The following is a 20,128-nucleotide window of genomic DNA, read 5'->3' on the forward strand; positions in this document are numbered from 1 at the left end:
TCCGGACGTTCCGCTCCTCAGCGTTCGTAGCGGACGCCGGGGAACGGGGACGGGACGTCCAGCAGCGCGCCGTCGCGCCCGCGGAGCCACCGGTCGAAGAACGCGGCCGTGTAGGCGCGCTGGACGGCGGTCGCCCGGTGCGGCGGGACGGTGCCGAGGGCGGCGGCGAGCCCGCCGGACGGTTCGACGCCCCGGCGGGCGAGCGCGGGCAGCACCGCCGACGCGTCCGTGAACGAGGCGTGCCGCGACCCGCGCACCAGCACGTTCGCCTTCCAGCCGCGGGTGTTGCGCCAGAACGCCGCCCAGGACGGGACGTCGCGGTGGCCGGTGGCGCCGTCGCCCTCCGCCTGCATGAACAGCAGCGGCCGGTCCAGCCCGTTCCGGGCGACGCCGCTCAGCTCGCCGGGGAAGTCCATCTGCCCGTCCATGTTGATCCCCGCGCGGATGCGGCGGTCGTCGTGCATGGCCTGCGCGGCGGTGAACCCGCCGGCCGAGTGCCCGGCCATGCCGACGCGGCGGGTGTCGAGGGCCGCGCCGGCGCGGCGGCCGAGGCGCGGCAGCTCGTCCAGGACGAAGCGGGTGTCGGCGACCCGGGCCGCCATCGCCTTCTTCAGCAGCGCGGTGATCTCCCCGGGCGTCGAGGGCGGCGGCGCGCCGAGCAGGACGCTCGGGACGAGCCGTCCGCCGGGGAACTCGACCTCGGACGACTCGTGGGTGTGGTCGATCGTTACCACGGCGTAGCCGCGGCTGGCGAGGTCCTGGACGAGCGCGGTGTTCCACGTCCGCGGATCGCCGAGGCCCGGCGAGTACAGGACGACCGGCAGCCGCCCGGCGCGGCGGTCGGCGGGCGCCCCGGCGCGGGCGGCGCCGACCGTCGCGCCCCAGTCGGCCGCCCCGGCCGGGACGCCGAGGTTGAGCGTCCCGGCGCCCTTCGCGGACCCGAAGTGCGCCGCGGCCTGCGGCGTCATCTGCGGCACCGGGCCGGTCCCGCCGGGCGCGGCCGGGTACCAGACGCTCACCATCAGCTCGCGGGCCCGGCCGGGCTTCCACGGGTCGCGGCGGTCGCGGTCGACGAGGTGCACCGCGACGGTGCCGACCGCGAACCGCCCGGTCGGGGCGGGCAGCCGGACGGGCCCGGCGGCGGACGCCCGCAGCGGCGGCGGGGCGAGCAGCCCGGCGAGCACGAGCAGGACGAGCAGGAGGGGCCGGACGCGGATCGTCATACGGGCATCCTCGCCGGACGGGCGCCGCCGCCGCGACACACCACGGTGCCATGCCGAGGTGCTACCCGGGTTTGACGCTCTCCTGCCCGGACGGCGCGAACGCCCGGACGACCGCGAGGCCGTCCTCGACGGTGAGGGCTGATGGCCGCCCGAGCGGGGTCGGGCGGCATGTAAGGGGCCGGGTCAGCGTTCTTCTCTGTAGAGGACGTGCCTGCGGACGATCGGGTCGTACTTGCGCAGCGTCAGGCGGTCGGGGTCGTTCCGCCGGTTCTTCCGGGTGACGTAGGTGTGCCCGGTTCCGGCGGTGGAGCGCAGCTTGATCACCGGTCGCAGGTCGTTGCGGGCCATCGGATCTCCTCTCGATCGTGGCATGATAGCGATAATCATTTTCACATGGAGGTCGTCATGTCCGTACCCGTCGTGCTGGTGGCCGGGGTGCACGCCGCCGCGCGGACCGCCGTCGTCGACCGGCTGCTGCGCGGGCACCCCGGCGCCGTCGCCGTCCACCACGACCTGCGGGCGATGTCCGGCGGGCTCGTCACGCGGACGGTCCGGGACGCCCGCGCGGTGCTCGACCGCGCCGTGATCAGGCTCGACCACGGGTGCGTGACGTGCACGGTCCGGGAGGACCTGGTCCCCGAGCTGCTGCGCCGGGCCGCGCACACCGGGCCGCTGGTGGTCGACCTGTGGGACTGCGTGGAGCCGAGGACGGTCGCCGAGGCCCTCGACGACCCCGAACTGCGCGACCGGCTCCGGCTCACGGCCGTCCTGACCGCCGTGGACGCCGAGCTGATGCCCGTCGACATCTGCCGGGGCGAACGGCTCGCGGAGACCGGCACGCCGGTCGCGCCCGGCGACGAGCGCTACCTCGCCGAGGTGCTGGCCCACCAGATCGAGTACGCGACGGCGATCGCCGTCCCCGCGCTCGGCGCCGCCGACGACGACCTGCAGGTGTGCCGCGACGTCCTGCGGCACCTGGCGCCGCTCACCCCGGTCGCCATGCCCGGCGACCCGCCGCCGCGGCTCACCGGCCCCGCGCTGTGCACCCGCGAACTCGCCGACCGGGTCGACCCGGCCACCGCGCTGCTGCCCTGCCCGGCGCACAGCCCCACCGCCGACACGGTCGTGTGGCGCCGCACCGCGCCCCTGCATCCGGCGCGGTTCTTCGACGCCATGGACGTCCTCGCCACCGAGTCGGTGCGCAGCCGGGGCCGGTTCTGGCTGACGAACCGGCCCGACCGGATGCTCACGTGGGACGCGGTGGCCGGCGTCGTCACGCTGGAGGACGCCGGGGTCTGGCTCGCCGCGCTCCCCGAGGCCGCGTGGGACGCGGTGCCGCCCGCCCGCCGGGTCGCCGCCGCGCTCGACTGGTCGGCCGAACACGGCGACCGCGTCCAGCACCTGGTGCTGACCGGGCCGGGCATCGACGCCGACCGGATCCACGCGCTGCTGGACGCCTGCCTGCTGGGCCCCGACGAGCCCGACACCGGCCTCGACGACCCGTTCGCCGCCTTCTTCGACGCCGCCTGACCTGGGGTTCCGCCCGTTTACCCGGCCGTCCTGGCGGAATAGTCGGCCACGGAGGCATTGGGGGGTGTCCGTGGCGATCTACCGGTACCGGTGCGCGGAGTGCGGGGCGTTCGACGTCGCCCGCCCGATCGGGACGGCCGGGGCGGCCGAGCCGTGCCCGGGGTGCGGCCGCGCGGGGGCCCGCGTGTTCACGCCGCCGCTCGTCGCCCGCACGCCGGGGGCGCTGACGCGGGCGCTGGACGCCCGGGAGGCGAGCGCCCACGAGCCGCGGGTCGTCCGGCGGGACTCCCGGGCGCGCCCGCCCGCGCCGCCCGCCGACCCGCGGCGGGCCCGGCTGCCCCGCCCCTGACCTACGGAGGAAGCCATGCCCGAAGTCGTCTTCAGCGTGGACCAGGCGCGGTCGATGCGCGACCAGGACGTCCCCGGACACAACCGGTGGCATCCCGACATCCCGCCCGCCGTCACCGTGCGTCCCGGGGCGGAGATCCGCGTCGAGAGCCGGGAGTGGATGGACGGCCAGGTCGGGAACAACGACTCGGCGAACGACATCCGCGACCTGAACCTGAACGTCAACCACATGCTGAGCGGCCCGATCGCGGTGGAGGGCGCCGAGCCCGGCGATCTGCTCGTCGTGGACGTCCTCGACATCGGGCCCGTCCCGCAGGAGACGGGGGACGTCGCGGGCCAGGGCTGGGGGTACACCGGCATCTTCGCCCGGCACAACGGCGGCGGCTTCCTGACCGACCGGTTCCCCGACGCCTACAAGGCCATCTGGGACTTCCACGGGCAGACGGCGACGTCCCGGCACATCCCCGGTGTCCGGTTCACCGGCATCACGCACCCCGGGCTGTTCGGCACCGCGCCGTCCGCCGACATGCTGCGCCGCTGGAACGCCCGCGAGCAGGCCCTCATCGACACCGACCCGGACCGGGTGCCGCCGCTCGCCCTGCCGCCCGAACCGCGGGACGTCCTGGCGGGCACCCTGAGCGGCGCCGAACTCGAACGGATCGGGCGGGAGGGCGCCCGGACCGTCCCGCCCCGGGAGAACGGCGGCAACCAGGACATCAAGAACTTCAGCCGCGGCTCGCGGGTCTTCTTCCCCGTGTACGTCCCGGGCGCGCTGCTGTCCGGCGGCGACCTCCACTTCAGCCAGGGCGACGGCGAGATCACCTTCTGTGGCGCCATCGAGATGGGCGGGTTCATCGACCTCGGCATCGACCTGATCAAGGGCGGCATGGAGAAGTACGGGGTGACGACCAACCCGATCTTCATGCCCGGCAACGTCGAGCCCCGGTACGACGAGTTCATCTCGTTCATCGGCATCTCGGTCGACCACGAGACCGACGCGAACGCGTACACCGACGCGACGCTCGCCTACCGCAACGCCTGCCTGAACGCGATCGAGTACCTGAAGACGTTCGGCTACACCGGCGAGCAGGCGTACCTGCTGCTCGGCGCCGCACCCATCGAGGGACGGCTCAGCGGCGTCGTCGACATCCCGAACGCCTGCTGCTCGCTGTACCTGCCGACGGCGATCTTCGACTTCGACGTCCGCCCGACGGCCGAGGGCCCGCGCCGCACCGACCGCGGCCAGTGCGCCGTGACGTCCTGACCGTCCGCGGGTGCGCGGCGCGGGCGCGGGCGGGTCAGGGGGCCGGGAGGACGCGGGCGCGGACCTCGCCGAAGCCGAGGCGGGTGCCGTCCGCCGCCGGGGCCGTCGCCGACAGGACGACCTCGTCGCCGTCCATCAGGAACGTGCGGGGCTCGCCCGCGACCTCCATCGGCTCGCGCCCGCCCCACGTCAGCTCGATGAACGCGCCCCGCTGGTCCTTCGCGGGACCGGAGACGGTGCCGGACGCGAACAGGTCGCCGGTGCGGGTCGCGGCGCCGTTCACCGTCATGTGGGCGAGCATCTGCGCGGGCGACCAGTACATCTCCCGGTACGGCGGCCGCGAGACGAGCTGCCCGTTCCACTCGACGGCGAGGTCGAGGTCGAGCCCCCACGGGTTCTTCTCCCGCAGGTAGGGGAGGGGTTCGGGGTCCTGCGGCGGGGTCGCGACGCGCGCCGCCTCCAGCGCGAGGAGCGGGACGACCCAGCACGAGACCGAGGTCGCGAAGCTCTTCCCGAGGAACGGACCGAGCGGGACGTACTCCCACGCCTGGATGTCGCGGGCCGACCAGTCGTTGACGAGGACGGCGCCGAAGACGCGCTCGGCGAACTCGTCGACCGGGACGGGGGCGCCGAGCGGGGAGCCGGTGCCGACGACGAACCCGACCTCGGCCTCGATGTCGAGCCGGCGGGACGGCCCGAACCCGGGGGCGGCGTCGTCCGGGGCCTTGCGCTGCCCGCACGGCCGCACGATCGGGGTGCCGGACGGCACGACCGTCCCGGCGCGGCCGTGGTAGCCGACGGGCAGGTGCTTCCAGTTCGGCATCAGCGGCTCGGAGTCGGGCCGGAACAGGCGCCCGAGGTTGGAGGCGTGGTGCTCGGACGCGTAGAAGTCGACGTAGTCGCCGACGTCGAACGGCATGTGCAGGGTGACCGAGCCGATCGGGTGCACGGCGCCGGCCGGGAGGTCGCCGGTGACGGCGTCCAGGATCCGCTCGCGCACCTCGACCCAGCGCGCGTGCCCCTGCGCCATGAACGGGTTCAGGGTCGGGTTCGCGAACACGTCGTCGTGGAGGACGGCGGCGAGGTCGACGACGGAGTCGGCGACGCGGACGCCGACGCGGGGCGCCGTGCCGGGCGTGGAGAACACCCCGTACGGGAGGTTGGCGAGCCCGAACGGCGAGCCGTCGGGTACCGCGATGCGCGTCATGCGTACTCCTCGGTGAGCGCGGCCGGGAGGAGCCCGAGGTCCGCGAGTTCGGTCAGGGGGTCGGTGATGCTGCACGTGCCGAAGGACGTGAACGCCGCGCGGGCGGCGGCCGTCCGGTCGGGCGGCAGGGCGGCGACGCGGGCGGCGACGGACGCGGCGTCGCGGTCGGCGAGCAGCGCGGCGAGGCCGGCGGCGGGGCGGCCGTCCAGCGCGGCGTCCGCCGCGAGCAGCAGGTTGAGAAAGCCGTGCTGGTCGAAGCCGGTCTCGGGGTCGGTGTTGCGGACCGGATGGTGCAGCCCGGCGGTCGCCTTGAACGGGACGCCCGCGGCGACGGCGGACGCGACCGCGGCGGCCAGCTCGTCCGGGCCCGGGTAGAGGTCGGCCGTGACGCCGCCGGTGCGGAACTTCGCGCGGTGCCCGGACGCGGCGAGCGCCGCGAGCAGCGCGGGACGGCGCTCGTCCCGCGGCACCTCGACGTGGATCGGGACGTCCGTGCGCAGCCCGTCCACGGCGCGGACCAGGTCGGACGGCGTCCACCCGGCGGGCACGGCGATCTCGAGCCCGCGCAGGTCGACGGGCAGGTCGGCGGCCGCCGCGAGGGCGCCCGCGGCCTGCGCGGGACCCGCGGGCGCGGTGAGCGCGACGTCCAGCGGGCCTGGGTCCCCGGCGAGGAGCGGCGCGAGGTCGTCCAGCGCGGTGGCGGGCAGGACGAGCGGACCGACGAGCGCGGCGTACGGGGCGGCGCGGTGGCGGCGGTGCGCCGGGACGGCGTCGGCGAGCGGCGCGCGGCCCGGCGGGAAGACGGCGGCGTCGTCGCACAGCCCGAGCGCGAAGGCGGGGAGATCGGTCATGCCGGTCACCGGTCCGGTCCCCGGCCCGCCCAGGTCCAGGCGTAGCCGTCGTCCTCGCAGGCGGTGCCGCCCTCGCCGAGTTCGAGGGGGCGGAACGTGTCGACCATGACGGCGAGCTCGTCGAAGAACTCGGCGCCGATGCTGCGCTCGTACGCGCCGGGCTGCGGGCCGTGCGCGAGGCCGCCGGGGTGGACGGAGATCGAGCCCTGCCCGATGCCGGAGCCCTTGCGGGCCTCGTAGTCGCCGCCGCAGTAGAACATGACCTCGTCGGAGTCGACGTTCGAGTGGTAGTACGGCACCGGGATCGACAGCGGGTGGTAGTCGACCTTGCGCGGCACGAAGTTGCACACGACGAAGCCGGGCCCCTCGAACACCTGGTGGACGGGCGGCGGCTGGTGGACGCGCCCGGTGATCGGCTCGAAGTCGCGGATGTTGAACGTGTACGGGTACAGGCAGCCGTCCCAGCCGACGACGTCGAACGGGTGCCGCGCGTACACCATCCGGGTGCCGGTGATCCCCCGGGACGTGCGGTGCTTCACGAGCACCTCGACGTCCGTGCCGTCCGTCTGGAGGGGCTCGCCGGGCCCGTGCAGGTCGCGCTCGCAGTAGGGGGCGTGCTCCAGGAACTGCCCGAACCGCGACAGGTACCGCTTCGGCGGCGCGATATGCCCGTTCGCCTCGATCGCGTAGGTGCGCAGGGGCGCGTCGCCGGTGGGCAGCCAGCGGTGCGTCGCCGACATGGGGACGACGACGTAGTCGCCCTGCTCGGCGCGCAGCGTCCCGAAGATCGTCTCGACGGTCGCCGCGCCGGACTCGACGTAGACGACCTCGTCGCCGGTCGCGTTGCGGTACAGCGGCGAGTCGGCGGCGGAGACGGCGTAGGAGATGCGGACGTCGCCGTTGCCGAGGACGAGCCGGCGCCCGGTGACCGCGTCGGTCCCGGCCCACGTCTCCTCGGGGAACAGCTCGTGCAGCCGCAGGTGGCGGGGCTTCAGCGGATGGTTGGGCGTGGTCGCGGCGTCCGGGACGTCCCAGGGCCGCGCGTCGACGATCGCCGACGGGATCTCGCGGTGGTAGAGCAGGGACGAGTCGGCCGAGAAGCCCTCCTCGCCCATCAGCTCCTCGTAGTACAGCCGACCCTCGCCGTCCCGGTGCTGGGTGTGGCGTTTCGGCGGCACGTCGCCGACCCGGCGATAGTGCGCCATGTTCCTCGCCTCCCGAAGATGGTAAATGCATTAACTATTTTCGGCCGACACTACGGCTCTTCTCCGCCGCAGGGAAGACCTAACCCGCCCGGCCCGACGGGGGACGCCGGGCTCGCTGGCCAGAGGGGCGCGCCTAGCTGCGCTCGCGGACGTCGAACCGCGTGCGGCCCTCGATCAGCTTGTCCAGCAGCATGATCAGCATCTGCTGCTCGGTCTCGGTGAGGACGTCCGCCCACTGCTTCTCGCGGGCGTGCTGGGCCGCGAAGATCTCCAGCATCGCGGCGCGGCCCCGCCCGGTCAGCGACAGGATCACCGACCGGCCGTCCCGCTCGCCGCGCGTCCGCTCCAGCATCCCGTCCGCGACGAGCGTCTTGGCGAGGTTCGACACCGCCGCCCGGCTCATCCCGGCCAGCGTCGCGGCCCGCCCCGGCTCCAGCGGCCCGGCCAGCCACGTGACGAACAGCAGCCGGAACCCCGCCCACGAGTGCCCGCGCGGCCGGTGCACCGTCGACTCCAGGTCGTAGGTGACGATCGCCGACGCCCGGTTCAGGGTCAGCAGCAGCCGGGTCGCCAGCCGGTGCGGGAAGCCGAACTCCTCGGCCAGCCGGCCGCCGGCGAGGTCGACGAACGACCAGAAGTCGAGCTCGCCGACCTCGCCGCCGACCTCGCCGCCGGTCGCGCCGCCCGCGCTGCTGTCGCGATCGTCCATGGCCGCAACACTAACGGCGCGAGAGTGATTCATGGTTTGATCACTTCCCGGTGGCCTCCGCCGCCGTCACGGGCGCCGCGCCCGCGGGCGCCGCACGGCGCGGCTCGTCCCGCGGCACCCGCAGGAACACGAGCATGACCGCGCACACCACCAGGCAGCCGATCGGGAAGTACAGGCCCACCGACACGTCGTCCGCCGTCGCGTTCTTCCCGATCACGTACGGGCCGAAGAACCCGCCCAGCGCCGCGATCGAGTTGATCGCCGCCAGCCCGACGGCCGTGTGCTCCCGCGACAGCACCCGCGCGGCCATCGCCCAGTACGGCGCCATGTACCCGAGCACGCCGATCCCGACGAGCGACAGGCAGGCGAGCGCGACCGCCGGCTCCTGCCGGAACTGGATCGTTCCGAACAGGCCGGCGGCGGCGACGAGCATCAGCGCGATCACGTGCCACCGGCGCTCGCCCGTCCGGTCGGAGTTGCGCGCGACCAGCACCATCCCGACCGCGCCGACCAGGAACGGGATCGCGCCGAGGAAGCCGATGTTCGTCGCCGAGTACGACGGGTCCATCTGCTCGACGATCTTCGGCAGGAAGAACGTGAACCCGTACAGCCCGCACGCGGCGAAGAAGTTCGCGACCGCGAGGTACAGCACCTTCCGGTCGCGGACGACCTTCAGTTCGGCGAGCGGCCCGTGCGACTTCTCCGGCGTGTACTCCTTCGCGATCTCGCCGTCCAGCCACGCCGCCTCCTCCCGGCTGAGGAACCGCGCCTTGCCCGGGACGTCCGGCAGCAGGAACAGGACGGCGACGCCGATCAGGATCGCGGGGGCGCCCTGCAGGATGAACACCCACCGCCAGCTGCTCATGTCGAGCCAGTGCACGTGGTCGAGGATCAGCCCGCCGGTGAGGCTGCCGAGGATCATCGCGACCGGCTGCGCCAGCGCGAGCCCCGCGATCGCCCGTCCGCGCTCCTGCGTGCGGTACCACAGCGTCAGGTACAGCAGCAGGCCCGGGAACAGGCCGGCCTCCGCGACGCCCAGCAGGATGCGGGCGGCGTAGAGCTGGGTGACGCTGTGCACGAGGCCGGTCGCGGCCGTCACGATCCCCCAGCTGATCGCGATCCGGGCCAGCCACAGCCGCGCCCCGACCCGCTTCATGATCATGTTGCTGGGGACCTCGAACACGACGTAGGCGAGGAAGAAGATCGCCGATGCGGTGCCGAACACCGCCGTCGTGACGGCGAGCTCGTCCTCCATGCCGAGCTGCGCGTACGAGATGTTGGCGCGGTCCATGTAGTTGAACACGTAGAGCAGGCCGATGATCGGCATGATCCGGAGCGTCACCTTCCGGATCGTGCGCCGGCCGATGTCGGCGTCCCCGGGGACGGCGGTGCCGTTCGCCATGTCGTTCTCCTCGGTGGGGTGGGGCGGGGTGGTGGTGCGGACGGCCGTCAGCCGGCGGCCGTCGACGTGGTGGGAGCGGGCGCGGACGGGCGGGACGCGGCGGCGGTGCGGCCGGCGATGCGGCCCATCGTGAGGGCGCCCGCCACCGAGTTGCCGCCGCCGACGTAGCGCCGGCCGAGCACGCCCGCGCCCGCCTCGCCCGCCGCGAACAGGCCCGGGACGGGCTCGCCGCGCTCGTCCAGCACCCGCGCCGACGCGTCGATCTCCAGCCCGGCGTGGGTGCAGACGAGCTCGGCGGGCAGGATCCGGACGGCGTAGAACGGCGGCCGGTCGATCGGGTCGGGGTGCGCGTCCGCGCCCTTGTTCGCCAGCGTGCGGTGCCGCCGGAACTCGGGGTCGCGGCCGTGCGGCAGCGTGCCGTTCCAGCGGCGGACGGCCGCGCCGAGCGCGTCCGCCGGGACGCCGATCGCCGCCGCGAGGCCGTCAAGGGTGTCCGCGCGGAACGTCCGTCCGGCGTCGGCCTCCCGCGCGACGTGCTCGGGCGTCCAGTGCGCGTAGCCGGGCGGCAGCCCGAGCCGGGCGCGCTCGTCGAACACCGCCCACACCGGGCCCGGCTGCGCGTCGATGATCCCGCTCGACACCGCGTACGAGGCGTCCTCGTCCATGAACCGGCGGCCGTGCGCGTTCACGTGGATTCGCGACCTCGGCGGGAAACCGGACTGCCAGTGGTGCAGCCGCTGGAAGTACGCCGTGGGCAGCAGCAGCCCCTGGCCGTCCCCGGCGACGGACGCGCCGACCTGCCGGCCGAACCGCAGGTGGTCGCCGCGCGCCCCGGGCGCCGCGACGACGAACAGGTCGCCGCCCGCCCGCAGCGCCGCCGGGAAGTACCGTTCGAGCAGGTCGCGGTCGTGCGCGAGGCCGCCGGTCGCGACGACGACCGCGCGGGCCCGCACGTCCAGGCCGTCCGCGACGACCCCGGCGACCCGGCCGTCCTCGACCAGCAGCCGCTCCACCCGCGTGTTCGCGACGATCTCCACGCCGTTCGCGCGGCACGCCCGGACGAGCGCCCGGACGATCCCGAGGCCCTGGTCGCGCGGGACGTGCCCGCGCCAGACGTCCTCCACGCCCGCCTGGCAGAGGCCGGGCATGTGCGCGTTGTGCGACACGGCCGCCGGAACCTCCACCCCGAGGCCGATCAGCCACTCCAGCGTCGGCGCGGCGTTCCGGCAGAACGCCATGATCAGGCCGGGGTTGAGCATCCAGTGGTTGAGGTCCATGTAGTGCTGGAAGAACTGCTCCGGCGAGTCTTCGACGCCGAGGCCCTTCTGCACGCTGGTGCCCGCGGCGGTGAACATGCCGGCCGACAGCTCCGTGGAGCCGCCCGGCTCCCGCTCCGCCTCCAGCAGCAGGACGGAGGCGCCCGCCTCCGCCGCGGTGGCGGCGGCGGCGAGGCCCGCCCCGCCGCCGCCGACGACGATCACGTCCGGGTTCATCCGAGGTCACCTCCGGTGTCGGCGAGGATGCGGTGGTACAGGCCGTTGCTCACCAGGCCGCCGTCCGCCGTCAGCTCGGCGCCGGTGAGGTAGGTGGAACGGTCCGACAGCAGGAACAGGACGGCGTCGGTGATCTCCTCGGGCCGTCCCATGCGCCCGGCGGGGATGCTCCGGACGGCCGACGCGACGAACGCGTCCGCGCCGTCCAGCAGCCCGGTGCCGACCAGCCCGGGATGCACCGAGTTGACCCGGACGCCCCACGCGGCGAAGTTCCCGGCCGCCGACTTCGACAGCCCGGTCAGCCCCCACTTGCTCGCCGAGTACGCGGGGGAGAAGTAGCCGATCTGCCCCGAGACGGAGGAGATGTTCACGATGGAGCCGCCGCCCGAGTCGCGCATCAGCGGCACCGCCGCCCGCATGCCGTGGAACGGTCCCGTCAGGTTGACGCGCAGGACCCGCTCCCACACGTCCTCGGTCGTGTCCATGAACTCGAGCCGCCGCGAGATGCCCGCGTTGTTGACGAGGCCGCCCAGTTCGCCGCGGTCCGCCCGGATCTCGCCGATCACCCGCGTCCACGCGGCCGCGTCCGTGACGTCCAGCGCGTGCGCGCTCGCCGAACCCCCGGCCGCCCGGATCTCCTCGGCGACCGGCCCCGCGTCGGCGACGTCCGCCGCGCACACGTGCACGCCGCGCGCGCCCAGCGCCCGCGCGTGCGCCGCGCCCATGCCGCCCGCCGCGCCCGTGACCAGCACCGTCCCCGGGTAGCGGACGGCGTCGGCGTGGACCACCTCAGACATGCCGGGACCCGCCGTCCACCGCGATGCTGTGCCCCGTCACGTACCGGGCACTGTCGGACAGCAGGAACAGCAGCGGCCCCACGACCTCCTCCGGCGACCCGAGCCGGTGCAGCGGGACGACGTCCAGCGCGTGCCGCAGCGCCGCCTCGTCCTCCCGCACCCAGCGGGTCATCTCCGTGTCGATGTAGCCGGGCGCGATCGCGTTGACCCGCACGCCCCGGTCGCCCAGCTCGACCGCGAGCGACTCCGTCAGGTGCGCGACCGCCGCCTTCGACGAGCAGTACGCCCCGCGCCCGCGCCGCACCCGCACCGCCGACACCGACGACATGTTCACGATCGCCCCGCCCGGCCTCATGTGCCGCGCCGCCGCCTGCGCCCCGAACAGCACCCCCTCGACGTTCACCGCGAGCGTCGCCCGGATCTGCTCGGGCGTGATGTCGCCGACCTCGGCGAACGGGAAGATCCCCGCGTTGTTCACCCAGAAGTCGAGCCGCCCGAACTCCGCGAGCGCGACCTGCGCGACGGCCTCGTGCTCCGCCGCCTTCGTCACGTCCACCCGCGCCGCGACGACCCGTCCGGGCCGGTCCGCGGCCGCGGTCTCGGCGGCGATCTCCTTCGCGGTGACCGCCATCGCGTCCCCGTCGATGTCGGCGCCCACGACGTCCACGCCCCGGGCGGCGAGCGCCGCCGCGAACCGCGCCCCCATGCCGCGCGCCGCGCCCGTCACCACGGCGGCCTTGCCGCGCAGCTCCGGGTACACGGCCGTCACCGGGGTCCCGACGACGCGTCCGGGGTTGGCCGGCTCGGCGGTCTCGCTCATCGCTGCTGCTCCTTCTCGTCGTTCGGTCCGTCGTTCGCGCCGGGTGCGCCCGGGGCGCCGTCGCGGTGGACGACGCGGCGGCGGATCAGCCATCCGTCGCCGTCCCGGACGAGGTCGTCGGTGACGACGGTCATCCGGTCCAGGCGCGGCTCGCCGCCGTCCGGGGTGCTCACGATCTGCAGGTATGCATGGACGAGGGCGGTGCGCTCGTCCGCCCGCTCGGCGAACACGTTCGTCAGGACGTGCCGGACGGTGACGCCCGCGGCCCGCGCGTCGGCGAAGAACCGCTCGGCGAACGCCGTCAGCTCGGCCGTCCCGGCGACGGGACGCGGATACGTGGGCGAACGGAACTCGCCGTCCGGGGTGAAGGTCGCCGCCCACGCGCGCGCCCGGCCGCCGTCGATGTGGTGGCTCTGCGCCCCGTAGAGGCGGTGCAGCGACTCGAACATCGGACGAACCCTCTCCTGTGTGCTATTATCGCACGCAACGTGCGAAGTACGGACACCGTATGTAGCGTGACTCACATGCGTCAAGAGGAGGCCCATGTCCGCGGCCCGCGACGGTACGGTCCCCGGTGTGGCGGCCCCCGAGATCGACTCCGGAATGTCGAAGACGCTGCACAACGGCCTGCAGATCCTGGAGCTGCTGGTCCGGCACCCGCAGGGCCTCACGCTCACCGAGATCGCCGAGGGCGTCGGCGTCCACCGCACCGTCGCGCACCGGCTCGTGCGCACCCTGGAGGCCCACCGGCTCTGCCGCCGCGACCGCTTCAAGCGGATCTCGCTCGGCGCCGGCCTCGTCGAACTCGCCGAACCCGTCGAGCAGGACCTGCGCACCCTCGCGCGCCCCGTCCTGGAGGAGATGACCGACGCCGCGCAGGCCACCGCCCACCTCGTCGTCCGCGAGGACGAGACCAGGGTGCGGATGCTCATGATCGTCGAGCCGCGGCGGGCCCCGATGCACGTCGCGTTCCGGGTCGGCCAGCTCGACCCCGTCGACCGCGGCTCCGCCGGCCTCGCGATGCTCGCCGCCGCCCCGCCCGTCCCCGGCGAGCGCCCCGAGGTCGCGCTCGCCCGCGAGCGCGGCTTCGCCGTCTCCTACGGCGAGATCCGCTCCTCGATCATCGGCGTGTCCGCCGTCGTCCCCGGCGCCCGGACGCAGACCAGCGTGGGCCTGTCGCTGTTCGAGGCGTCCGACGAGGACGAACTCGGCCGGATCGTCGTCGACGCGGCCGCCCGCCTCGGCACGCTCCTGCGCTGACCCCGCCCCGCGCCCCGCGCCACCGGCGAAGCCGAACCCCGCACCTCGTATCCCGTCCCCGGTCACCCGCCGGCAGGCCGGCCCAGGCCGCCTGACGGACGTCCGGGGTGTCAGGGGCGGATCACCGGGCATCTCCGTGAGCACACCATCACGGAACGTGCCAGGGGGTGCGATGGCGACCGTCGCGGATCAGTTCATCGAGGTGCTGCACCGGGCGGGCGTCCGCCGGATCTACGGCGTCGTCGGCGACAGCCTCAACCCCGTCGTGGACGCCGTCCGCCGCACCGGCGGCATCGACTGGGTGCACGTCCGCAACGAGGAGGCCGGGGCGTTCGCGGCGGCCGCCGAGGCGCAGACGACCGGACGGCTCGCGGTGTGCGCCGGGAGCTGCGGGCCCGGCAACACCCACCTCGTGCAGGGCCTCTACGACGCGCACCGCTCGGGCGCGCCCGTCCTCGCGCTCGCGTCGCAGATCCCGAGCACCCAGATCGGCACCGGCTACTTCCAGGAGACGCACCCCGAGCGGCTGTTCGTCGACTGCAGCCACTACTGCGAGGCGATCAACGGGCCCGCGCAGATGCCCCGCGTCCTCCGGACGGCGATCCAGCACGCGATCGGCCTCGGCGGCGTCTCCGTCCTCACCCTCTCCGGGGACGTCGCCAGCCGCGACGCCGCGCACCCGACGGGCGACCACGACTTCCTCGTCCGCCGCGGCATCGTCCGTCCACCGGCCGACCAGGTAGACCAGCTGGCGCGCGCGCTGAACCACGCACGCAAGGTCATGCTGTTCTGCGGCTCCGGCACCCGGGACGCGCGCTCCGAAGTGATGGCGCTGGCCTACAAGACCCTCGCCCCGGTGGGCCACGCCCTGCGCGGCAAGGAATGGATCCAGTTCGGCAACCCCTTCGACGTCGGCATGAGCGGCCTCCTCGGCTACGGCGCCTGCTACGACGCCATGCAGGAGGCCGACCTCGTCGTCCTGCTGGGCACCGACTTCCCCTACGACGACTTCCTGCCGCTGCGGAACACGATCCAGGTGGACCACGACCCGTCCCGCCTGGGCCGCCGCACACCGCTTGACCTCGCGATCCACGGCGACGTGGGGGAGACCCTCCGCCTCGTGCTCGACCGTGTCGAGCAGAAACACGACCGCACGTACCTGGAGTCGATGCTGCGCCAGCATGCGCGCGCGCTCGAGAACGTCGTCTCCGCCTACACGCGCGACATCGAGAAGCACACGCCGATCCACCCCGAATACGTCGCGAGCGTCCTGGACGACCTCGCCGCCGAGGACGCGATCTTCACCGTCGACACCGGCATGTGCAACGTGTGGGCCGCCCGCTACATCACCCCGAACGGGCGCCGCCGCGTGATGGGCTCGTTCGTCCACGGCTCCATGGCCAACGCGCTGCCGCACGCCATCGGCGCCCAGTACGGCGCCCCCGGGCGGCAGGTGATCGCCATGGCCGGCGACGGGGGCCTCGGGATGCTGCTGGGCGAACTCCTCACCGTCCGCCTGCACCGGATCCCCGTGAAGATCATCGTGTTCGACAACGCGTCGCTCGGCATGGTGCGGCTGGAGATGATGGTCGACGGCCTCCCGTCCTACGAGACCGACCACGAACCCGTCGACTTCGCCGCGATCGCCGCCGCGTCCGGGATCGACGCGTCCCGCGTCGAGCGCCCCGCCGACGTCCGTCCCGGCCTAGAGCGCGCCCTCGCCGCTCCCGGCCCCTACCTCCTCGACGTCGTCACCGACCCGAACGCCCTCTCCATCCCGCCGCGCATCACCCCGCAGCAGATCAAGGGGTTCGCGCTCTCCGCGGGCAAGACCGTCCTCACCGGCGGCGTCGGCAAGATGGTCGACCTCGCCCGCAGCAACCTCCGCAACATCCCCCGCCCCTGACCGCCCCGGGAACAAACCCCGTACCCGGCGGGTTGGGGCGGGCGAGGAAAGGGGGCACGAGATGTACGAGGACTTCCAGCGGGCGCGCATGTTCTTCGACGCGAAGGACTACGCCACCGCCGCGCGGCTGCTCGCGCCCGTCGTCGAGGCCGACCCGCGCAACCGGTCCGCCGTCGAGCTGCTGGCCCGCGCCTACTTCCACAGCGCCCAGCTCGCGCCCGCCGAGCGGACGCTCCGCCGGCTCCTCGACCTGGACCCGAGCGACGGGTGGGCCCACGAGGCCCTCGCCCGGACCCTCGAACGCCAGAGCCGGGCCGGCGAGGCGCGCGTCCACCACAACCTCGCCGCCGCGATGGGCGTCGCCCAGGCGACCCCCGTCGACGTCTCCCTCACCGCCGCCGACCTGGCCTAGGCTGCCCCCCGTGGCAACCGAACCCCCCGTCGAGGAACTGCTCGACGCCCTGGACGCCGTCGCCGCGGACGGCTGGTACCCCGCGGTCGACGTCCGGCGCCCGTGGTCGACGGCGAATCCCCAGATCACCGGGGAGTTCGCCCGGCCGGACGCGATCCGCCCCTACCTGCGCCGCGAACTCGCGGCGCTCATCAAGGCCGGGGCGGACGTGTCCGTCCGGGCGTCCCGGCCCGCCCTCCGGTTCGACGACCCCGCCTTCTTCGACGCCCTCGACGAGGACCGCGTCGACCTGCGCGGCAAGAAGCTCTTCCTGTTCGGCCCCGAACGGATGGCGCTGTCCCTCGACCGGCTCGCGCACTACACCGGGACGCCCGCCGAACGCTTCCAGCGGCACGTCCTGTTCACCAACTACGCGATGCACGTCGAGTCGTTCCGCGAACGCTTCCCCGACGCCGAGGGCCCGTCCCGTCCGGGCGTCCAGATGCCCGCCTGGCACCACCCCGCCCCGGACGGCTCCGGCGTCAGCCTCGTCAACATCGGCGTCGGCCCGTCCAACGCGAAGACCATCACCGACCACCTGGCCGTCCTGCGCCCCGACACCATGGTCATGATCGGCCACTGCGGCGGGCTGCGGAACCACCAGGCCCTCGGCGACTTCGTGCTCGCCACCGCCTACCAGCGCGCCGACCACGTCCTCGACGAGGTCCTCCCCCTCGACATCCCCGTCATCCCGAACCACCGGCTCAACACCGTCCTGCTCGACAGCCTCGACGCCGCCGACGCCCGCTACCGCCTCGGCGTCGTCCACACCACCGACAACCGCAACTGGGAGTTCAACCAGCGCCGCACCCTCGCCATGATGAAGAGCGCCCGCTGCATCGCCGTCGACATGGAGTCCGCGACGATCGCCGCCAACGGGTTCCGCTACCGCATCCCCAACGCGACGCTCCTGTGCGTCTCCGACAAGCCCCTCCACGCCGAGTTCAAGCTCTCCGCCGGCGCCCGCTCCTTCTACGAGGCCAGCAAGCGCCACCACCTCGACATCGCGCTCACCGCCCTCGACCGCGTCCGCCGCGACTACCCCGACGGCCTCCCCAACCAGGAGCTCCGCGCCGCCGACGAACCCCTCCTCGGCGCCGATCAGGACCGGTAGCGCAGCAGCACCACCCCCGACCGGAACCCGCGCACCTCCGCCCCGAGATCGCCGCTCAGCACCGTGCTGGAACACCGGCATCACGTAACCGGCCATCCGCCGCATCGGCGTCACCGCCTCTCGGCCCTTTCGACGGCCCGCCGTCCGTCGCGTTCCCGTCCGGTACCGGACACGCGGTGCACGCTTTCCGGAACCGCCCGGAAATGCTGCCCGGATTTGCTGCGCGCCTATTCGCCGCCGCCGTCATGCGTCACTCGAAAGATCGGGCCATTTCGTCGAGGTGTTCGTCGGCCACGACCGCGAGGGGGCGCGGGGGCTGCCGGTCGGTCCAGGCGAGGGACGCGATGCGGAGGCTCGTCATGAACGCGCCCGCGAGGATGCGGGCGCGGGGGCTGCCCGGGGGGAGTTCGTCGCGTTCGGCGATGAGGGACGACAGGGTGCGTTCGAATTCGGCCCACCGGGCGAGCTGGCGGGCCAGGACGGACGGGTGCGCGCGCGCCAGCCGGGCCTGTGCGGCCCACTCCGGGTCGGGTTCGCCGACCTCTTCCATGAGGGCGTGCAGGGAGTTGCGCAGTGCGGGCCACGAGCGTTCGGCCGCGGGACGGGACTCGAAGGTGCGCAGGAGGGACTGCATGCGCTCGCCGTCGCCGTAGAGGAGGGCGTCCTCCTTGGCGGCGAAGTAGTTGGAGAAGGTGCGGCGGGAGACGTTCGCGGCGTCGGCGATGGCCTCGACCGTGACGTTGTCGAATCCGTGGTCGAGGGTGAGGCGTATCGCGGCGCGGTGCAGGGCGCGCCGGGTGGCCTCCTTCTTGCGCTCGCGCAGGCTCTCCATGCCTCCAGGACCCTAGCGGTAGACGATGTTGCCCTCTGAGAAACTTTGCGCAGAGGGAATATATTCCGTCCGGGCGGCCTTGAAATTTCCGTTCCCACTACTTCCCGGAGGCGTTCCTTGAGTGTGCGTGCCCCCTCGCCGCCGCCGATGACGCGGCGGCAGATCCTGGAGGCGCTGAGCGGCCTGCTGCTGGTGCTGTTCGTCGCGATGCTCAGTTCCACGGTGGTGTCCACGGCGCTGCCGCAGATCATCGGTGCCCTGAAGGGCAGCCAGTCGCAGTACACGTGGGTGGTCACGGCGACGCTGCTGGTGTCGACGGCGAGCACCCCGATCTGGGGCAAGCTCGCCGACCTCTACAGCAAGAAGCTGCTGCTCCAGATCGCGATCGTGATCTTCATCGTGGCGTCGCTGGCGTCCGGGTTCGCGCAGAACACCGAGCAGCTGATCGCGGCGCGGGCGGTGCAGGGCCTCGGCATGGGGGCGCTGCAGATCCTCGTGCAGATCATCATGGCCGCGATGATCAGCCCGCGGGACCGGGGCCGCTACTACGGCTACCTGGGCGCGGTGATGGCGGTCGCGACGGTCGGCGGGCCGCTGCTCGGCGGACTGATCGTCGACACGTCGTGGCTGGGCTGGCGCTGGTGCTTCTTCATCGGCGTGCCGTTCTCGGCGATCGCGCTGGTGATGCTGCAGAAGACGCTGAAGCTTCCGGTGTTCCGGCGGGACGACGTCCAGATCGACTACTGGGGCGCGATGCTCATCGCGGGCGGTGTGAGCGTCCTGCTGATCTGGGTGACGTTCGTCGGGAACGACTTCGCGTGGCTGTCCTGGCAGACCGCGGCGATGGTGGCCGGCGGGCTGGTGCCGCTGGCCGCGGCGGTGTGGGTCGAGGCGCGGGTGCGCGAGCCGATCGTGCCGCTGAAGATCGTGGCGCAGCGCAACACGGCCCTGGCGATCATCGCGAGCCTGGCGGTGGGCATGGCCATGTTCGGCGGGGCCGTCTTCCTCGGGCAGTACTTCCAGATCGGCCGCGGGTTCAGCCCGACGAAGGCCGGGCTGCTGACGTTCCCGATGATGCTGGGCGTCCTCGGGTCGTCCACGATCGCGGGACGGCTCGCCACCAAGACCGGGACGGTCAAGCAGTACATCGTCATCGGGTCGGTGGTGCTGACGGCCGGGTTCGCGATGCTGTCGGTCATCGACCACGAGACGTCGCTGGTCTACCTCGGCGTCGGGATGTTCCTGATCGGCGCGGGCGTCGGCATGACGATGCAGAACCTGGTACTGGTCGTGCAGAACTCGGTGCGGCTGAACGAGATCGGCGCGGCGAGCGGGACGGTGACGTTCTTCCGCTCGCTGGGCGGGACGATCGGCGTGTCGGTGCTCGGGGCCGTACTGGCGAGCAAGGTCGCGGACCGCATCGCCGAGGGCCTCGCGAAGCTGGGCGTCCCGGCGTCGCAGAGCGGCGGCGCGGGCGGCGACCTCGACGTGGCGGCGCTGCCGGCGCCGATCCGCGAGGTGGTGCGGGCCGCGTACGGCGACGCGACGGGGCACATCTTCCTGATCTCCGCGGCCATCGCGGTCGTCGGGATCGTCGCGGCGGCGGCGCTGAAGCCGGTGCGGCTGCGCGACAGCCTCGACCTGCCCGAGCCGGACGCGCCGGAGGACGCGGAGGCCGGCGTCCCGGCGAAGCTCGGCGGGTCGTGAGGTTGTCAG

General features: G+C 73.6%; 20 protein-coding genes. 8 read left to right on the plus strand and 12 right to left on the minus strand.

What is annotated here, in order from left to right:
- Window positions 1-17 precede the first annotated feature (17 nt).
- Both AB0L25_RS14330 and rpmG read right to left on the minus strand, forming a co-directional pair.
- On the minus strand, window positions 18-1,223 hold the full coding sequence (locus AB0L25_RS14330) for an alpha/beta hydrolase family protein (RefSeq protein ID WP_500171949.1): 1,206 nt from the start codon (window positions 1,221-1,223) through the stop codon (window positions 18-20).
- Window positions 1,224-1,406: 183 nt separating this feature from the next.
- Window positions 1,407-1,571, minus strand: coding sequence for a 50S ribosomal protein L33 (gene rpmG / locus AB0L25_RS14335; protein ID WP_378297643.1), 165 nt, complete (start codon window positions 1,569-1,571; stop codon window positions 1,407-1,409).
- Between the two features lie 57 nt (window positions 1,572-1,628).
- Between rpmG and AB0L25_RS14340 the strand changes: the two genes are divergently transcribed.
- The 3 genes from AB0L25_RS14340 to fmdA all read left to right on the plus strand — a co-directional run bounded on the left by AB0L25_RS14340 (window position 1,629) and on the right by fmdA (window position 4,365).
- Window positions 1,629-2,753: a CobW family GTP-binding protein gene (locus AB0L25_RS14340; RefSeq protein WP_500171952.1), complete on the plus strand. Its 1,125-nt coding sequence runs from the start codon at window positions 1,629-1,631 to the stop codon at window positions 2,751-2,753.
- A gap of 64 nt (window positions 2,754-2,817) precedes the next feature.
- Entirely contained in the window at window positions 2,818-3,102 is a 285-nt protein-coding gene (locus AB0L25_RS14345; protein ID WP_500171954.1) for an FmdB family zinc ribbon protein, read from the plus strand.
- 15 nt (window positions 3,103-3,117) lie between these two features.
- Window positions 3,118-4,365 carry a formamidase gene (gene fmdA, locus AB0L25_RS14350; protein WP_500171956.1) on the plus strand — a complete coding sequence of 416 codons (1,248 nt, stop codon included), beginning with the start codon at window positions 3,118-3,120 and terminating at the stop codon, window positions 4,363-4,365.
- A gap of 34 nt (window positions 4,366-4,399) precedes the next feature.
- On the opposite strand, the gene fahA is transcribed toward fmdA, so the two are convergent.
- The 9 genes from fahA to AB0L25_RS14395 form a co-directional block, all read right to left on the minus strand.
- On the minus strand, window positions 4,400-5,572 hold the full coding sequence (gene fahA, locus AB0L25_RS14355; protein WP_500171958.1) for a fumarylacetoacetase: 1,173 nt from the start codon (window positions 5,570-5,572) through the stop codon (window positions 4,400-4,402).
- Window positions 5,569-6,423: a hypothetical protein gene (locus AB0L25_RS14360; protein ID WP_500171959.1), complete on the minus strand. Its 855-nt coding sequence runs from the start codon at window positions 6,421-6,423 to the stop codon at window positions 5,569-5,571. The genes fahA and AB0L25_RS14360 overlap by 4 nt, the downstream gene beginning before the upstream one ends.
- 5 nt (window positions 6,424-6,428) lie before the next feature.
- Window positions 6,429-7,628, minus strand: a complete 1,200-nt coding sequence (locus tag AB0L25_RS14365; RefSeq protein WP_500171961.1) for a homogentisate 1,2-dioxygenase — start codon at window positions 7,626-7,628, stop codon at window positions 6,429-6,431.
- 133 nt (window positions 7,629-7,761) lie between these two features.
- Window positions 7,762-8,337: a MarR family winged helix-turn-helix transcriptional regulator gene (locus AB0L25_RS14370; RefSeq protein WP_500171963.1), complete on the minus strand. Its 576-nt coding sequence runs from the start codon at window positions 8,335-8,337 to the stop codon at window positions 7,762-7,764.
- Window positions 8,338-8,377: 40 nt separating this feature from the next.
- On the minus strand, window positions 8,378-9,739 hold the full coding sequence (locus AB0L25_RS14375; RefSeq protein ID WP_500171964.1) for an MFS transporter: 1,362 nt from the start codon (window positions 9,737-9,739) through the stop codon (window positions 8,378-8,380).
- 47 nt (window positions 9,740-9,786) lie between these two features.
- Window positions 9,787-11,232, minus strand: a complete 1,446-nt coding sequence (locus tag AB0L25_RS14380) for an FAD-dependent oxidoreductase (RefSeq protein ID WP_500171966.1) — start codon at window positions 11,230-11,232, stop codon at window positions 9,787-9,789.
- Complete coding sequence (locus AB0L25_RS14385) at window positions 11,229-12,029, minus strand: SDR family NAD(P)-dependent oxidoreductase (RefSeq protein ID WP_500171968.1); 801 nt, start codon at window positions 12,027-12,029, stop codon at window positions 11,229-11,231. The genes AB0L25_RS14380 and AB0L25_RS14385 overlap by 4 nt, the downstream gene beginning before the upstream one ends.
- Window positions 12,022-12,849, minus strand: coding sequence for an SDR family NAD(P)-dependent oxidoreductase (locus tag AB0L25_RS14390; protein ID WP_500171970.1), 828 nt, complete (start codon window positions 12,847-12,849; stop codon window positions 12,022-12,024). Before AB0L25_RS14390 ends, AB0L25_RS14385 begins: the two co-directional genes overlap by 8 nt.
- Window positions 12,846-13,298: a nuclear transport factor 2 family protein gene (locus AB0L25_RS14395; RefSeq protein WP_500171971.1), complete on the minus strand. Its 453-nt coding sequence runs from the start codon at window positions 13,296-13,298 to the stop codon at window positions 12,846-12,848. The genes AB0L25_RS14390 and AB0L25_RS14395 overlap by 4 nt, the downstream gene beginning before the upstream one ends.
- Window positions 13,299-13,425: 127 nt before the next feature.
- Here AB0L25_RS14395 and AB0L25_RS14400 point away from each other — a divergent pair, with 127 nt between their 5' ends.
- The 4 genes from AB0L25_RS14400 to AB0L25_RS14415 all read left to right on the plus strand — a co-directional run bounded on the left by AB0L25_RS14400 (window position 13,426) and on the right by AB0L25_RS14415 (window position 17,580).
- Entirely contained in the window at window positions 13,426-14,109 is a 684-nt protein-coding gene (locus AB0L25_RS14400; protein WP_500171973.1) for an IclR family transcriptional regulator, read from the plus strand.
- A 172-nt stretch (window positions 14,110-14,281) separates the two neighbouring features.
- Complete coding sequence (locus AB0L25_RS14405; protein ID WP_500171975.1) at window positions 14,282-16,015, plus strand: pyruvate dehydrogenase; 1,734 nt, start codon at window positions 14,282-14,284, stop codon at window positions 16,013-16,015.
- A gap of 61 nt (window positions 16,016-16,076) precedes the next feature.
- Window positions 16,077-16,427 (plus strand): tetratricopeptide repeat protein, encoded by a 351-nt coding sequence (locus AB0L25_RS14410; RefSeq protein ID WP_500171977.1) that lies wholly within the window; start codon window positions 16,077-16,079, stop codon window positions 16,425-16,427.
- A 10-nt stretch (window positions 16,428-16,437) separates the two neighbouring features.
- On the plus strand, window positions 16,438-17,580 hold the full coding sequence (locus AB0L25_RS14415; RefSeq protein WP_500171978.1) for a phosphorylase family protein: 1,143 nt from the start codon (window positions 16,438-16,440) through the stop codon (window positions 17,578-17,580).
- Between the two features lie 250 nt (window positions 17,581-17,830).
- On the opposite strand, the gene AB0L25_RS14420 is transcribed toward AB0L25_RS14415, so the two are convergent.
- Window positions 17,831-18,412 (minus strand): TetR/AcrR family transcriptional regulator, encoded by a 582-nt coding sequence (locus AB0L25_RS14420; RefSeq protein ID WP_500171980.1) that lies wholly within the window; start codon window positions 18,410-18,412, stop codon window positions 17,831-17,833.
- Window positions 18,413-18,559: 147 nt separating this feature from the next.
- Between AB0L25_RS14420 and AB0L25_RS14425 the strand changes: the two genes are divergently transcribed.
- Window positions 18,560-20,119, plus strand: a complete 1,560-nt coding sequence (locus tag AB0L25_RS14425) for an MDR family MFS transporter (protein ID WP_500172012.1) — start codon at window positions 18,560-18,562, stop codon at window positions 20,117-20,119.
- Window positions 20,120-20,128 lie beyond the last annotated feature (9 nt).

The organism is Spirillospora sp. NPDC052242, assembly GCF_040679555.1.
In the GTDB taxonomy this organism is placed as follows: domain Bacteria; phylum Actinomycetota; class Actinomycetes; order Streptosporangiales; family Streptosporangiaceae; genus Spirillospora.

Bases quoted from the DNA above. Each gene is read 5' to 3' on its own strand.
- AB0L25_RS14370 (WP_500171963.1), bottom strand. From the start codon at position 8,337: ATGGACGATCGCGACAGCAGCGCGGGCGGCGCGACCGGCGGCGAGGTC.
- AB0L25_RS14340 (WP_500171952.1), top strand. From the start codon at position 1,629: ATGTCCGTACCCGTCGTGCTGGTGGCCGGGGTGCACGCCGCCGCGCGG.
- AB0L25_RS14425 (WP_500172012.1), top strand. From the start codon at position 18,560: ATGACGCGGCGGCAGATCCTGGAGGCGCTGAGCGGCCTGCTGCTGGTG.
- AB0L25_RS14405 (WP_500171975.1), top strand. From the start codon at position 14,282: ATGGCGACCGTCGCGGATCAGTTCATCGAGGTGCTGCACCGGGCGGGC.
- AB0L25_RS14375 (WP_500171964.1), bottom strand. From the start codon at position 9,739: ATGGCGAACGGCACCGCCGTCCCCGGGGACGCCGACATCGGCCGGCGC.
- AB0L25_RS14390 (WP_500171970.1), bottom strand. From the start codon at position 12,849: ATGAGCGAGACCGCCGAGCCGGCCAACCCCGGACGCGTCGTCGGGACC.
- AB0L25_RS14410 (WP_500171977.1), top strand. From the start codon at position 16,077: ATGTACGAGGACTTCCAGCGGGCGCGCATGTTCTTCGACGCGAAGGAC.
- AB0L25_RS14365 (WP_500171961.1), bottom strand. From the start codon at position 7,628: ATGGCGCACTATCGCCGGGTCGGCGACGTGCCGCCGAAACGCCACACC.
- AB0L25_RS14330 (WP_500171949.1), bottom strand. From the start codon at position 1,223: ATGACGATCCGCGTCCGGCCCCTCCTGCTCGTCCTGCTCGTGCTCGCC.
- AB0L25_RS14420 (WP_500171980.1), bottom strand. From the start codon at position 18,412: ATGGAGAGCCTGCGCGAGCGCAAGAAGGAGGCCACCCGGCGCGCCCTG.
- fmdA (WP_500171956.1), top strand. From the start codon at position 3,118: ATGCCCGAAGTCGTCTTCAGCGTGGACCAGGCGCGGTCGATGCGCGAC.
- AB0L25_RS14360 (WP_500171959.1), bottom strand. From the start codon at position 6,423: ATGACCGATCTCCCCGCCTTCGCGCTCGGGCTGTGCGACGACGCCGCC.
- fahA (WP_500171958.1), bottom strand. From the start codon at position 5,572: ATGACGCGCATCGCGGTACCCGACGGCTCGCCGTTCGGGCTCGCCAAC.
- AB0L25_RS14385 (WP_500171968.1), bottom strand. From the start codon at position 12,029: ATGTCTGAGGTGGTCCACGCCGACGCCGTCCGCTACCCGGGGACGGTG.
- AB0L25_RS14380 (WP_500171966.1), bottom strand. From the start codon at position 11,232: ATGAACCCGGACGTGATCGTCGTCGGCGGCGGCGGGGCGGGCCTCGCC.
- rpmG (WP_378297643.1), bottom strand. From the start codon at position 1,571: ATGGCCCGCAACGACCTGCGACCGGTGATCAAGCTGCGCTCCACCGCC.
- AB0L25_RS14395 (WP_500171971.1), bottom strand. From the start codon at position 13,298: ATGTTCGAGTCGCTGCACCGCCTCTACGGGGCGCAGAGCCACCACATC.